The organism is Paenibacillus sp. IITD108 (assembly GCF_036541265.1).
Taxonomy (GTDB): domain Bacteria; phylum Bacillota; class Bacilli; order Paenibacillales; family Paenibacillaceae; genus Pristimantibacillus.
The window spans coordinates 237,868-251,067 of the sequence record NZ_JAZHCT010000005.1; the positions used below are offsets into that span (position 1 = coordinate 237,868).

Consider the following 13,200-nt stretch of genomic DNA (forward strand, 5'->3'; position numbering starts at 1 on the left):
AAGTAGTAACGTTTACCGAACTAATATAAAAACAATATAAAAACTGGTATAAGGTGAAAACTTATACTTTCCTGCATTTATAAAAATACAAAAAGAATGCTATCGCATATCGTGCAACAGCATCCCGCATTCACTCCGTATAGTAATCTATCCTGCTCACTTGCATACATAGCGCCTTTCATTTCAGCAGCTCTTCTGCCGTATGCGTTTACTTTTCCTGAGGCAGCTTTTGCCACGCCTCAGCAGCAGCGCGCTGCTCCGCTTCCTTTTTCGTGCGGCCGGTGCCTGTACCGTATTTTTCTTCGCCGAGATATACCTCTACGACAAATTCCCGGTCATGCGCCGGGCCTTTTTCTTCCGTAATTTTATACTCGATTGCCCCTAGCCCGTGATGCTGCGCTCGCTCCTGCAGCTTCGATTTGGCATCCTTCATAACGAGTCCGAAATCATTGGACTCAATATTAGGGAACATATACCGCTCTAGAAATCGTCTGACTTCTTCCAGACCGGCGTCCAGATAAAGAGCGCCAAGCAACGATTCGAACAGGTCTGCAAGCAGGGCCGGACGCTGCCTGCCGCCAAGCTGCTCCTCACCGCGGCCAAGCAAAATATGCTCGCCGAGCTCCAGCTTTTCGGCAAAATAAGCCAGCGAGGCTTCGCAAACGATTGAGGCGCGCATGCGGGTCAGCTCCCCTTCAGGGCGCTTGGGGTAAGTTGTATACAAATATTCTGAAACGAGCAGTTGAAGCACCGCATCGCCCAAAAATTCCAATCTCTCGTTATGCTGAACAACGCCTCTTTGTTCATTTACATATGAGGTATGCGTAAACGCTTGCTTCAGCAGCTTTGGCTGTTTGAAATTAAGCTGCAGCGAACGCTGCAGCTCATCAAATGAATTATTCTTCATATACTTTCATCACAATCGTCGCGTTATGGCCGCCAAATCCGAAGGAATTGGACAACGCTGTACGCACTTCAGCCTTGCGCGGCTGGTTAGGCACATAATCAAGATCGCACTCCGGGTCTTGGTTATCCAAATTGATCGTAGGCGGTATCATGCCATTTTGCAGCGTCAAGCCGATAATTACGCTCTCTACCCCGCCGGCAGCGCCAAGCAAATGGCCTGTCATGGACTTGGTCGAGCTGACAGCCAGCTTATAAGCATGATCGCCAAAAGCAATTTTAATCGCCTTCGTTTCGGAAATATCACCTACAGGCGTTGATGTGCCATGCGCATTAATATAGTCGATCTCTGAAGGATCAATGCCTGCATCCTTAATTGCCTTTTTCATACATAGCGCCGCTCCGTTCGGATCTGGCTCCGTCATATGATGCGCATCGCCGCTCATGCCGTAACCGATAATCTCGGCATAGATTTTTGCGCCGCGCGCCTTGGCATGCTCAAGTGATTCAAGCACCAATATGCCTGCCCCTTCGCCCATGACAAAACCATCGCGATCAATATCAAACGGCCTGCTGGCTTTTGTTGGCTCATCATTGCGGACCGACATAGCGCGCATTGAACAAAATCCCGCCATTCCTGTAGGCCTGATTGTCGCTTCCGCACCGCCCGCAATCATAACGTCTGCATCTCCGCGCTGAATGAGCTTGTAAGAATCTCCGATTGAATGCGTGCCTGTCGCACAGGCTGTAACTGCTGTGCTGTTAGGACCCTTAGCTCCAGTCATAATGGAAACCTGTCCAGATGCCATATTCGCAATCATCATTGGAATAAAAAACGGGCTGACCCGCTTCGGGCCTCTCTCAAGCAATATATTATGCTGATCTTCCCAAGTGCCAAGACCGCCGATGCCGGACCCGACCATAACCCCTACGCGCTCTGCATCAGCATTGTCGCCGATGCGAAGACCGGAGTCCTCAATGGCAAGCTTGCTGGCTACTGCAGCAAATTGAACAAATCTGTCCATTTTGCGAGCTTCCTTCTTATCAATACCGTAATCCTCGGGATTAAAGTTTTTGATTTCTGCAGCAATTCGAGTTGTATAGTCCGAAAAATCAAATGCTTCTGCTTCAGAAACACCAGATTTGCCTTCCATTAAATTGCCCCAAAATTGCTCCAGGTCAGACCCTAGAGAAGTAATGACGCCCATACCAGTTACAACTACTCTATGTTTCATTCCATTCACCCCTGCACTTAGCAATATAGATGATGCTAATTTCTAATACTGCTTCTATATAAATGCGACAAGTCGCGAAATAACCGTAATAGATGGAGATAAGTCCCGTCTTGCAACGGGACTTTTCTTGAAACATAAGAATGAATAAGCATATTCACTTACTTTGTTCTTATATTTTTTCGAGAAACTATGCGTCCTCAAGCAAGGACGCCATAAACGTTTCTTTTACTACTGCTTATTAGGCAAGGGATTGTATGTAGTTCACAACTTCACCTACAGTAGTAATTTTCTCTGCATCTTCGTCAGAGATCTCCATATCAAACTCGTCTTCCAGCTCCATGACTAGTTCTACAACGTCAAGTGAGTCAGCGCCGAGGTCATCTTTAAAAGAAGCTTCAAGAGTAACTTCTGCTTCATCCACGCCAAGGCGATCGATGACAATGCGTTTTACACGCTCTACTATATCGCTCATCCGGTTCACCTCCTCCACCGTATTATACGAAAATTAATAATAAAATGCTATTGCAACCTTTGTCCAGCAATTTCTTATACTTTCCTATATTTTAAAAAGAAAGCTACATGTACATACCACCGTCTACATGAACCGTTTGACCTGTCATATAGGATGCTGCATCCGAGGCCAGAAAACGCACCGCGTTCGCAATATCAGATGCTTGTCCAAGCTTAGCCAGCGGAATTTGTGCAGAAAGAGTATTTTTCATCTCTTCTGGCAATTGATCTGTCATATCCGTTTGAATAAAGCCTGGAGCGATGCAATTGACTGTAATTCCACGCGATGCAAGCTCCTTGGCACTAGCCTTTGTCAAACCGATTACGCCAGCCTTTGCAGCGACATAATTCGCCTGTCCAGGGTTGCCAAGCACACCAACTACCGATGAAATATTAATGATGCGGCCAGAACGCTGCTTCATCATCGAGCGTGTCACTGCTTTAATGCCGTTAAAAACGCCCTTGAGATTCGTTTCGATTACTTCGTCGAACTCTTCTTCCTTCATGCGCATAATGAGATTGTCTCTTGTGATGCCTGCATTATTTACTAGAATATCCAAGCCGCCTAGCTGATCGATAACTTCTTTAACCATGGCGTCAAACTGATCGGCCTTACCTACATTTGCTTTAATCATTATCGCCTTCTTGCCAAGCGCTTCAATCGCTTGGACAGTTTCGGCCGCAGCAGCCTCGCTGCCGGAATAATTCACTGCAACATCAGCTCCGCCTTCAGCAAGCGCAATCGCAATCGCTCTGCCAATTCCGCGAGAAGCGCCAGTAACTAATGCTGTTTTGCCTTCTAAGCTCGCAAACATAAGCTATCCCTCCTATACTTCAATAGCATCTAGCGCCTCAATGGCTTCTAGGCTATTCAAAGTAATAATACGAACGGTCTTATCTATTTTTTTAATTAATCCAGATAAAACAGAGCCTGAACCGATCTCAACAAAGGTATCTACCCCTTGTCCGATCAAGTATTGGATACTGTCTTCCCACAATACAGGAGAATATACCTGCTCAGCAAGCAGCGCGCGAATTTCCTCTGATGCCGTTACTTGCTTGGCTGTAACATTGGCAACAACAGGAATGGCTGCCGGAGCAATAGCCGCTTCAGCCAATTTTTGCGCTAATCGTTCAGCGGCAGGCTTCATCAATGAGGAATGGAACGGTCCGCTTACCTCCAGTGGAATAACACGTTTCGCACCTGCTTCCTTGCCTCGCTCGGCAACCGCCTGTACACCCGCAGCACTGCCTGATACAACAATTTGTCCAGGGCAATTCACATTGGCAAGCTCAACAACGCTTACTTCTGAAGAAATTTGCTTACAAAGCTCGTCAAGCGCTCCTCGCTCTGCTCCAAGCACAGCTGCCATCGCTCCTTGCCCGCCAGGCACCGCTTCCTCCATAAACAAACCGCGTGAGCGGACTAGCAGAACAGCATCCTGAAACGTAAGAGACTGCGCAGCGACAAGCGCGCTGTATTCACCAAGGCTATGGCCGGCTACATAATCAGCTTTCAGCCCTTTTTCCTTTACAACCTGGAGCAGCGCAGTGCTTACTGTAAGCAGCGCAGGCTGTGTATTGGCTGTTTGCTTTAAAACTTCCTCAGGTCCCTCCATGATCAAGTCTGTCAAAGAGTAGCCAAGCACCTCATTCGCCTGCTCGAATATAGCTCGAGCAGCTTCATGCTTTTCATAAGCATCTTTCCCCATACCTACAGCCTGAGCCCCCTGCCCAGGAAATATGAATGCTATTTTGCCCATGTTTCCCCCATTCCCATCGAGCTGAAAGGAGTGCCATCACACAACCTGACGCTCGCTGCCGCAATTACTACCATATTATTATAAATTTACCATACAAGCACAGAAGCACCCCATGTCAAACCGCCGCCAAAACCAACAAATACAAGCTTGTCTCCCGTCTGGATACGCTGTTGTTCGACTGCTTCAGCCAATGCGACAGGAATTGAAGCAGCTGACATGTTGCCATACTTGTTCAAATTAATCATTGCTTTCTGCTCAGATAACTCCAATCGGTTCATCGCTGAGTGAATAATGCGAATATTGGCTTGATGCGGAATAAGCAAGTCAATCTCATCCTTGGTCATGCCAGCCTTCTCCAGCGCTTCCTCAGCAGCACTGCCCATAATGCGAACAGCAAACTTAAACACATCATTCCCTGCCATATAAATATAATGCTTTTTATCCGCTATGCTTTGTTCAGTAGCCGGCATTCTTGAACCGCCGCCAGAAACCTTAAGCAGTTCGCCGCCGCTGCCGTCCGCGCCAAGCACGAACGATTTGAAGCCTCGGCCTTCCGGAACCTCGCCCAGCACAACTGCTCCAGCGCCGTCGCCAAACAAGATGCAAGTATTGCGGTCCGTGTAATCTGTAATGCGCGAAAGCGTCTCGGCACCTACAACCAAAATATGCTTGTACATACCGGTAGCAATCATACTGGAAGCTGTTGAAAGCCCATAGATGAAGCCGGAGCAAGCTGCTGACAGATCAAAGGCAGCCGCCTTCTTGGCGCCCAGCTTATCCTGCAGCAAGCAGGCTGTTGACGGAAAAAACATATCCGGCGTAATCGTAGCTACAATTATAAGATCAATATCATCGGCAGTAAGCCCAGCTGCCTCTATCGCTAGTCGCGATGCCTCGTAGGCCAAATCAGAAGTAGCCTCGCCAGCTGAGGCAACGCGACGCTCCTTAATACCTGTTCGAGTGACGATCCATTCATCATTCGTCTCTACCATTTGTTCTAAATCATGATTGGTTAATATCCGCTCCGGAACGTACTTGCCTGTTCCAATAATGCCGACTGGACGCAAACTCATTACACACACTCACTTCCCATTAATTTCTGCTGCAATCGAATGAATCAAATTACTTTGAATGGCTAATCTCGCTTGACGTACTGCATTTTTGACGGCTACTACGTCCGAAGACCCGTGACATTTCACGACAAGCCCCTTCAATCCTAACAGAGGAGCGCCGCCATGCTCCTTATAATCCATTTTTTTCTTTAGAGCGCGCAGGCGAGGCATCATAATGGCAGCTGCTAATTTAGTCATTAAGGAATGGCCGAAAGCCCCTTTCAATTCTGAAAAAATAGTGCCGGCTGCGCCTTCCATCGCCTTAAGCAGTATATTTCCTGCAAAGCCGTCGCAAACGAGCACATCGCAGTTGCGGTTCAACACATCTCTGGCTTCCACATTACCTATAAAATGAATTGGGGCGTTTTCGAGCAAATCAAATGCAGCACGAGATACTTCATTGCCCTTCTTCGCTTCTGTTCCGACATTTAGAAGTCCTACCCGCGGCTTTTGTAGTCCATGCACCTTTTCACGATACAAGCTGCCCATAATCGCGTATTGCAGCAAATGATCGGGCTTTGCATCCATATTTGCTCCAAGATCAAGCGCAAGCACGCCCAAATCGTCCATCGTAGGCAGCATTGGCGCAAGCGCCGGGCGTTCTATTCCTTCCATGCGGCCAACAACCAACAGGCCTGTTGTCATAAGTGCTCCTGTATTGCCAGCTGACAGCATCGCATCAGCCTTGCCTTCCCGAACGAGCTGCCCCGCCACTACCATGGACGCGCCCTTCTTGCGTCTAACCGCCTTAACCGGCTCGTCATCCGGTTCTATAATATCATCGGCATGATGAAGCGACACGTTGCCCGGGCAGCCTCTGCCAAGCAAGGGCTCAATTGCAGCTGTGTTCCCGACCAACAACAGTTCCGTATCCGGAAACTGTCTTGCCGCTTCAATAGCTCCCTGCACAATAAGAGCGGGGGCATTATCCCCGCCCATTGCATCAATTGCGATCCGCAATTGCTTCTCCTCCTTCTTGATCAGACTCCCCTGCGGATCGATATATAACGAAATTGCCTTGAAAAACCATTTCATCGCCAACATAAGTAAACAGCTCTACCTTTGCTTTACTGCGTTCGCCAGAAATGGAGCGTACATAAGCTTTCGCAATACACTTCTCGCCTAGTCTAACGGGGCGAATAAAACGAATATCTGCAGTAACTGTCAAAGCGATAGCATCGTCAATAACGGCGACTGCAAGCGAATTAGCCTGGGCGAACACATGATGCCCCCTGGCTATTGATGTTCTTGAAAATACATGCTCTTCCTTAATTTCAAATACAGAAATACCGCTACGATCCAGCTCTAAATCAATAATATCACCTATAACTTCATGCAGAGGCAAAGAGCGGACCGAGTCATAGGAACGTTCAGCCATAAGCTTCATTCTTTCCCTCAGCTCCGGTATGCCAAGCTCCATGCGATCAAGCCGTATCGTTTGTATACTTACCTTCAGTAAGCGCGTTAACTCTCGGTCGGTAATAAATGGATTTTCCTCAATCAACTGGGCCAGCTGCTGATGCCGCTGCCGTTTAGGCATCCGTTCGATGATCGGCACCACCTTTATACTAGTTATATTTTCTGTAAGATGAAACGATTCCATTATTTAAATAACAAAAATATAATCAATCTAATTCAAATTTATCACCTGGTACTAAAACAGTATATAAAAAAATGTGTCCATGTGCAATGGATTAGCAAATTATATATGAAATAACAGCTGCCGGGCAACAAAGCCTCACTAATTTCAAAAAAAATAACGCTTCATCGGATGATGAAGCGTTATTGCTGTAATAAATTGATTATTGGGAAATGATCTCTTTCGTTTTGTAAAAACCACAAACTTTACAAACACGGTGAGACATTTTGAACTCTCCACACTGCTCACATTTCACCATACCAGGTAGTGCAAGTTTAAAGTGTGTACGACGCTTGTCGCGGCGAGTTTTGGATGTTCTACGTTGAGGTACTGCCATCTTTCCCACCTCCTTCACATAATCAATACACTATTTTTTAAACAAATCCTTCAAAGCTTCAAACCGCGGGTCTATGTGATCGGTCTCGCAGCTGCATGAGCCTTCATTGAGGTTATGTCCGCAATGCTGGCAAAGACCTTTGCAATCATCAGCACATAGTGGTGCAAACGGCATAAACAGCAGCAGTGATTCTTCTAAATAGGGCAGCAAGTCCAATTTATCCGTTGTCACTTCTATAAACTCGCTGTCTGCTTCTTCCTCTTCGTCTGTATCCTCAATCGATTCAACAGGCTTGAATTGTTCGGAAAAAGATATCACCGTATGTTCCTTTGTCGGTTCCAGGCAACGCGAGCAAGCCAGCTCCAGGTCGATCGTCAACTGACCGTCAACTGCTATGAAGTCATCATAACCGGTTACCTGAAGTGAAACATGCAGCGGTCCTGCATTAAGTACATCACGCCGTCCCTTGAATAGCTCGCTAACATCAATCTGTTGATCGATCGTAGCCTGCAAGCCCTTGGACATCATCTCTTGAATATGAAATTGCATAAGATCACCTCAAACAAACAAAGTTTATTATATCTATTTGTACTGCGTTTTGTCAACAATTTCACTGTTCAAGATTAGTCAAAACTTCCAAACCGGCAGCAAGCTGAGTGCCAATGCCTTATTTAAGCGCCTGATTCAGTTAGAAATTCAAACCAGCCCTGTCATATGCTATGCTATAGTATAACCATTATATTAATATTACTTCATCTTGAGAGGAATTCAAGCATGAAAACAGTCGGGCTAATTGTAGAATACAATCCTTTTCACAACGGACATCTTTACCATTTGCAAAAGTCAAAAGAAATGACATCCTCAGATGCTGTTGTAGCCGTAATGAGCGGCAACTTTTTGCAGCGCGGCGAGCCTGCGCTTCTGGACAAGTGGGCGCGGGCCGAGATGGCGCTGGCTAACGGCTGCGACCTGGTTATCGAGCTGCCGGCTGCCTATGCGACACAAGCGGCGGAGTGGTTTGCCTTTGGCGCTGTATCGCTGCTGCAGGCGACTGGCGTCGTGGACAGCTTCTGCTTTGGAACGGAGAGCGGCAACATCAAACCGTTGGAGACTGCCGCGCGAATCGTTGCCAATGAACCGGAGGACTTCAAAACATTGCTGCAGCAGCTGCTCCAAGCTGGCGCCAGCTATCCGAATGCATACAGCTCAGCAATCAAACAATATTTGTTGCACTGCGGAGATCTTGATGCGGCACAATTTTCATTCGATATGCCTAACCACACTTTAGGACTGCATTACTTGACTGCACTAAGACGGATAAACGGCACGATGAAGCCTTACACTATCGCCCGGGAAAAATCGCAATATAATGACACATCCGCTCAAGACGGCACGATAGCAAGCGCTACGGCAATTCGCAAAATGCTGCTTGAACAGCAAGACCTGCAAGCAATAAAGGGATATATTCCAGAAGCTACCTTTCAGATCATTGAAAAGCATTGGCGCAACAGGCACTGTCCTATGGACTGGGAACGTTTCCGCAGCCAATTGCTGCACAAGCTGCTTACAACCCCAATTCATGAGCTGGCCAGCATTCATGAAATTACAGAAGGGCTAGAGTATCGCATTCATCATATGCTGCAAGCTAATACGTTTTCAACTGTGGAGGAAATGTTGAGTGCCCTGAAAACTAAGCGCTATACGAGAACGAAGCTTCAGCGTGCACTGCTGGCTATTCTGCTTGGACATCGTAAAAAAGACTTCGAGGCCAAGCGGCTTGCTGAGGGCGTAACCTATATTCGTGTGCTCGGCTTCACAGAAAAGGGCCGCAGCTTGCTGCGCAGAATGCGCAAAGAAGCCACACTGCCTGTTCTAATGAGCGCAGCAAGGCCAAAGCAGCTAACAGACTTTCTGGAGCTTGATATTCGCGCCAGCCACGTCTACGAGCTGGCAAAGCCGGCTTCAGAAGCCCGCATACAATTGTATCGAGATTACCGGGAAAAACCGATTATCGCCCCTTAACTTGGTGGATCGCTGCTATAGCATCTTGCAAGGTTGATACCCCAACAACCTGCATCGCTGTATGCAGCGATTTCGCTTTTGCCACTGCTTCCTTTTCATTCGCCTTTGGCACTAAAAATAATTGGACGCCCTGCTTGCTTGTAATGACAACCTTCTGCTTTATGCCTCCTATCGCGCCTACCTGCCCCGTTGAATTAATCGTACCTGTAGCTGCGATAACAAGCCCCTCGGTCAAATCCCCTTCCGTCAGCAAATCAATAGCATGCAGAGCGAATACTAAACCTGCTGATGGCCCGCCGATTTCTCCAGCTTTAATATCAATGGCAGCATCGCTCTGTGCCGGTACCAGCTCCCTGGCTTCCGCAAAGGTTTGTACACCTAGCTGGTCCGCCAATTGCTCGAGCGACCATTGCTCCGAATCAACATTGAGATCAAGCGTGACAAGCAGATCCTTCGGTTCTGTTCCTCTTATAATTTCCAGCTCAAAGGTTTGGCCGCTTCGCTCAGGCTTTAGCTGCTGCACCATATCCTTCAAGCTATCCGGCTGCTCTTTTCCTTTTAATCCCAGGATGATATCCCCTGCGTGCAGCAATTCCCCACCTTCTTCGCGGCTTTTCACTGCGGCTACTGAAATAGCTTTTAATTTGTAGCTATATGGAATGCCCGCAAAGTGGTAGGCGGCTTCTATCGCTGCGTTTTGCGAGCCTTGCATAACGTGCGCAAGCTGCTCGGCATATTGCTTTTTGGACTGACCTTGAAACACTTTATATTTATAAAAAACTTCTTTATCCCGGTCAAAAGCTGACTTAATAATTTCAAAAAAATTAGGTTCCGAAAGCTTAACTGCGGTTAGTAACAGCTTCCCCTTGCTCTCCTCTCCGTTTATTTGCTCAATATCTACCATAGGCTTAACTGGAACTGCAATACCAGGCTCGAAAATCACATATGGAGTAGGAGAATATAAAAGCAGCCACATCATAACAGCAGTTGCTAGCGCACTTAACAATGCTTTATGCCAATAGGAAAGTTTATTGTACATTTTGCCTCCGTCCTTACTGAAATTACTCATTGCTTAACTAGACAGGTCTATATTCGCACCGCTAAGCGTAGTCTATTTACAGAGCACCGTTTGTCCAATCTATAGCAAAGGAGCTGACGCTGTTGGGTAGAACATTATTGCTTGCAGCCCTCTCCCTCAGTCTAGTATGTATGATCATTATCCAGCCGGACGCTTCCTTTCAAGCATCACTGCAAGGGCTTGGCGTGTGGTGGAATATAGTTTTCCCCGGGCTTCTGCCCTTTCTTATTCTGTTTGAAATTATGCTTGCCTTTGGATTGATCCGCGGCTTTGCAACTTTGTCAGAGCCTGCAATAAGGCGCTGCTTCAAGCTGCCTGGCACTGCTGCTGTTCCAATTGCAATCGGCTGGTTCGGCGGCTTCCCCGCCGGCTCCGATGCCGCTATGAATTTAATGAAGCGCGGCTTGCTGAATAAATCGGAAGCAGCGCGGACGATGGCAATTGCCCACATGCCCAGCCCGCTTTTCGTTTTAGTTATCGTAGGCTCTGCTTTTTTGAAGGAGCCCATTACAGGAATCATGATTTTGGCTGCCATTTGGCTGTCAGGCCTTTGGATGATGTTTAGTGTTCAAATGCTGCTCCCTAGAAAAAAAGCACACCAGCAACATGCCTCAACCAATGAAAAAAAAGCTTCAGCGGCTGAGTTCTCTGAAGCTGTAGCATCGAATCATGAATGGCCAGCTCATATTCAAAAATCGTTGATGAATAAAAAACTGCTTCATAGAGCTGCAGCAGCGATGCGGCTTGCCAGATTGGAGGACGGCAGAAGCTTCGGCAAAGTATTGGGCGATGCTGTCGCCGCATCTGTTCAAAAGCTGCTCGTCGTAGGCGGATTTATGATTTTTGCAGCTATGGTAGCCAAGTTATGTTCACCGTTGTTTCAGTCCGCCCAGCTCCCTTATTTGGGACAGGCACTGCTTGAAAGCCATCTTGGAGCACATGCCATTGCAGCTAACGCTGAGCCGGGAAAAAGCTTGGCCTTGCCTGCTGCTATTATCGCTGCAGCGTTATCCTGGAGCGGCATAAGCGGTATTTTGCAAGCCAGTTATACTACCTTCGGCTCTAGAATTTCCATTTTCCCATTCGTACTGTATCGTATATTGCATGCCGCGCATGCTTTTCTGTTTACGATTATACTATGGAAACCATTATCCTGGCTGCTTTCACATATGGTAAAGGAAAATACATTCCCTGTTGTACGGATTTTCACAGAAAAATGGATCGGGCAAACCGAAGAACATCGACTGTTATTCTACTTTCATGATTTGCCGTATATTTGGCAGCTATCGCTTCCGTTTACTATATTAGCAGCAGGATTGTTGCTCGTTGTTTATTCTATTTTATTACGATTTCTTAGAGCGCTCTAAATATTTTCCCTGCAGCTTCATCTCTACATAAGGAGGCACGAGCTCATGTACATCACCGTTGAAATGTGCAATTTCCTTTACAATACTAGAGCTTAGATAAGAAAATTTAGGATTAGTCATCATAAAAATGGTGTCGATCTCGTCGTCCAGCAAATGATTCGTTGAAGCTAGCTGCAGCTCATATTCAAAATCAGTAACGGAACGGATACCTCTTATAATGACATTCGCATTTTTGGATTTCATGAATCGAACGAGCAGATCTCGAAAGCTGTCGATTTCGACATTAGGAATATGTTTCGTCACTTCCGCCAGCAGCTCTTTCCGCTCTTCTACCGAGAATAGCGGATTTTTACTTGTATTATTAAGAACAGCGACGATTAAACGATCAAATTGCTTGGCTGAACGCTGAATAATATCCAGATGGCCATATGTAACAGGATCAAAGCTGCCTGGATAAACTGCAATTCTTATTTTTTTCGTATCGGACGCTTGCTCATTCGACATTAGAATCACTCCCGCTAAAACTATTGATGTCTTTATACTGATATATAGTAACCGCCGTATCACCGTACTCGGCAGCTTTTTTTAATTCAAACCTCGGATGCTCCTGGGGATAGCTGACAGCTGCGTCATGCTCCACGACGATAACAGCATCCTGCTCCAGCATTTGCAGCTCTGCAAGCGATTCCATCAGCTCTATCATATTCGTCATGCGATAGGGCGGATCAAGAAACACGATAGCTAGCTTCAGCCCACGCCGCGCTAACGCTTTTAGGGCACGTTCTCCATCATTCCGGTAAATTTCAGCAAATGGCTCCATTTTGACGGTCTGGACATTCAAGCGGATAATATCCGTGCTCTGCTTTTCGCGGTCTACGAATATAACCCGTTCCACTCCTCTGCTCCAGGCTTCAATTCCGAGTCCGCCTGTTCCAGCAAATAAATCCAGCGCAATACCTCCATTAAAGTATGGACCGATCATACTAAAGATCGCCTCTTTAACTTTATCCGAGGTTGGCCGCGTTTGATTGCCGGGAACCGCTTTTAGGGCTCGTCCTTTTGCTTCGCCTGCAATTACTCTCACTGCCTGTTGCCCCTTTCTAAAATATAAGAACCCCAGATATCCACCTCAAGATGTTCTTATTATTCACCAAAAAACTGTATATCTTTAGCCAAGCATTCTTCTTGACTATTCCCGCTTATAGTAACATACATTCTGTAAGGGAATAAAGTA

The 13,200-nt window shown here is 46.7% G+C and carries 15 protein-coding genes; 2 read left to right on the forward strand and 13 right to left on the reverse strand.

The genetic code is table 11. The features are described 5' to 3' along the window. Positions 1-208: 208 nt before the first annotated feature. The 10 genes from rnc to V1L65_RS06620 all read right to left on the reverse strand — a co-directional run bounded on the left by rnc (position 209) and on the right by V1L65_RS06620 (position 8,048). On the reverse strand, positions 209-907 hold the full coding sequence (rnc, locus tag V1L65_RS06575; RefSeq protein ID WP_331698298.1) for a ribonuclease III: 699 nt from the start codon (positions 905-907) through the stop codon (positions 209-211). Then, positions 897-2,138: a beta-ketoacyl-ACP synthase II gene (gene fabF / locus V1L65_RS06580; protein WP_331698299.1), complete on the reverse strand. Its 1,242-nt coding sequence runs from the start codon at positions 2,136-2,138 to the stop codon at positions 897-899. The genes rnc and fabF overlap by 11 nt, the downstream gene beginning before the upstream one ends. Positions 2,139-2,376: 238 nt before the next feature. Continuing rightward, entirely contained in the window at positions 2,377-2,610 is a 234-nt protein-coding gene (gene acpP, locus V1L65_RS06585; RefSeq protein WP_331698300.1) for an acyl carrier protein, read from the reverse strand. A 103-nt stretch (positions 2,611-2,713) separates the two neighbouring features. Further along, positions 2,714-3,463, reverse strand: a complete 750-nt coding sequence (fabG, locus tag V1L65_RS06590) for a 3-oxoacyl-[acyl-carrier-protein] reductase (RefSeq protein WP_331698301.1) — start codon at positions 3,461-3,463, stop codon at positions 2,714-2,716. 12 nt (positions 3,464-3,475) lie between these two features. Continuing rightward, entirely contained in the window at positions 3,476-4,411 is a 936-nt protein-coding gene (fabD, locus tag V1L65_RS06595) for an ACP S-malonyltransferase (RefSeq protein ID WP_331698302.1), read from the reverse strand. A gap of 86 nt (positions 4,412-4,497) precedes the next feature. After that, positions 4,498-5,484, reverse strand: a complete 987-nt coding sequence (locus V1L65_RS06600) for a beta-ketoacyl-ACP synthase III (RefSeq protein WP_331698303.1) — start codon at positions 5,482-5,484, stop codon at positions 4,498-4,500. A 9-nt stretch (positions 5,485-5,493) separates the two neighbouring features. After that, a complete protein-coding gene (plsX, locus tag V1L65_RS06605) occupies positions 5,494-6,483 on the reverse strand; it encodes a phosphate acyltransferase PlsX (protein WP_331698304.1) in 990 nt (329 codons plus the stop codon). Then, a complete protein-coding gene (fapR, locus tag V1L65_RS06610) occupies positions 6,467-7,063 on the reverse strand; it encodes a transcription factor FapR (protein WP_331698355.1) in 597 nt (198 codons plus the stop codon). Before fapR ends, plsX begins: the two co-directional genes overlap by 17 nt. 262 nt (positions 7,064-7,325) lie before the next feature. After that, positions 7,326-7,499 carry a 50S ribosomal protein L32 gene (gene rpmF, locus V1L65_RS06615; RefSeq protein ID WP_331698305.1) on the reverse strand — a complete coding sequence of 58 codons (174 nt, stop codon included), beginning with the start codon at positions 7,497-7,499 and terminating at the stop codon, positions 7,326-7,328. A 30-nt stretch (positions 7,500-7,529) separates the two neighbouring features. After that, positions 7,530-8,048, reverse strand: coding sequence for a YceD family protein (locus tag V1L65_RS06620; protein WP_331698306.1), 519 nt, complete (start codon positions 8,046-8,048; stop codon positions 7,530-7,532). A gap of 225 nt (positions 8,049-8,273) precedes the next feature. Between V1L65_RS06620 and V1L65_RS06625 the strand changes: the two genes are divergently transcribed. Continuing rightward, positions 8,274-9,521: a nucleotidyltransferase gene (locus V1L65_RS06625; protein WP_331698307.1), complete on the forward strand. Its 1,248-nt coding sequence runs from the start codon at positions 8,274-8,276 to the stop codon at positions 9,519-9,521. Here the strand turns inward: V1L65_RS06625 and V1L65_RS06630 are convergent. Further along, positions 9,508-10,590, reverse strand: coding sequence for a S16 family serine protease (locus V1L65_RS06630; RefSeq protein ID WP_331698308.1), 1,083 nt, complete (start codon positions 10,588-10,590; stop codon positions 9,508-9,510). The genes V1L65_RS06625 and V1L65_RS06630 overlap by 14 nt on opposite strands. Positions 10,591-10,682: 92 nt before the next feature. Here V1L65_RS06630 and V1L65_RS06635 point away from each other — a divergent pair, with 92 nt between their 5' ends. Beyond that, complete coding sequence (locus tag V1L65_RS06635; RefSeq protein ID WP_331698309.1) at positions 10,683-11,966, forward strand: hypothetical protein; 1,284 nt, start codon at positions 10,683-10,685, stop codon at positions 11,964-11,966. On the opposite strand, the gene coaD is transcribed toward V1L65_RS06635, so the two are convergent. Together coaD and rsmD are read right to left on the reverse strand one after the other, a co-directional pair. After that, a complete protein-coding gene (gene coaD, locus V1L65_RS06640) occupies positions 11,943-12,470 on the reverse strand; it encodes a pantetheine-phosphate adenylyltransferase (RefSeq protein WP_331698310.1) in 528 nt (175 codons plus the stop codon). The two genes, V1L65_RS06635 and coaD, sit on opposite strands and share 24 nt — an antisense overlap. Further along, positions 12,460-13,086, reverse strand: coding sequence for a 16S rRNA (guanine(966)-N(2))-methyltransferase RsmD (gene rsmD, locus V1L65_RS06645; RefSeq protein WP_331698356.1), 627 nt, complete (start codon positions 13,084-13,086; stop codon positions 12,460-12,462). The genes coaD and rsmD overlap by 11 nt, the downstream gene beginning before the upstream one ends. Positions 13,087-13,200: the final 114 nt, after the last annotated feature.

Excerpts from the sequence above, each read along its gene's own strand:
- rnc (WP_331698298.1), bottom strand. The coding sequence starts at position 907 with ATGAAGAATAATTCATTTGATGAGCTGCAGCGTTCGCTGCAGCTTAAT.
- fabF (WP_331698299.1), bottom strand. The coding sequence starts at position 2,138 with ATGAAACATAGAGTAGTTGTAACTGGTATGGGCGTCATTACTTCTCTA.
- acpP (WP_331698300.1), bottom strand. The coding sequence starts at position 2,610 with ATGAGCGATATAGTAGAGCGTGTAAAACGCATTGTCATCGATCGCCTT.
- fabG (WP_331698301.1), bottom strand. The coding sequence starts at position 3,463 with ATGTTTGCGAGCTTAGAAGGCAAAACAGCATTAGTTACTGGCGCTTCT.
- fabD (WP_331698302.1), bottom strand. The coding sequence starts at position 4,411 with ATGGGCAAAATAGCATTCATATTTCCTGGGCAGGGGGCTCAGGCTGTA.
- V1L65_RS06600 (WP_331698303.1), bottom strand. The coding sequence starts at position 5,484 with ATGAGTTTGCGTCCAGTCGGCATTATTGGAACAGGCAAGTACGTTCCG.
- fapR (WP_331698355.1), bottom strand. The coding sequence starts at position 7,063 with ATGCCTAAACGGCAGCGGCATCAGCAGCTGGCCCAGTTGATTGAGGAA.
- rpmF (WP_331698305.1), bottom strand. The coding sequence starts at position 7,499 with ATGGCAGTACCTCAACGTAGAACATCCAAAACTCGCCGCGACAAGCGT.
- V1L65_RS06620 (WP_331698306.1), bottom strand. The coding sequence starts at position 8,048 with ATGCAATTTCATATTCAAGAGATGATGTCCAAGGGCTTGCAGGCTACG.
- V1L65_RS06625 (WP_331698307.1), top strand. The coding sequence starts at position 8,274 with ATGAAAACAGTCGGGCTAATTGTAGAATACAATCCTTTTCACAACGGA.
- V1L65_RS06630 (WP_331698308.1), bottom strand. The coding sequence starts at position 10,590 with ATGAGTAATTTCAGTAAGGACGGAGGCAAAATGTACAATAAACTTTCC.
- coaD (WP_331698310.1), bottom strand. The coding sequence starts at position 12,470 with ATGTCGAATGAGCAAGCGTCCGATACGAAAAAAATAAGAATTGCAGTT.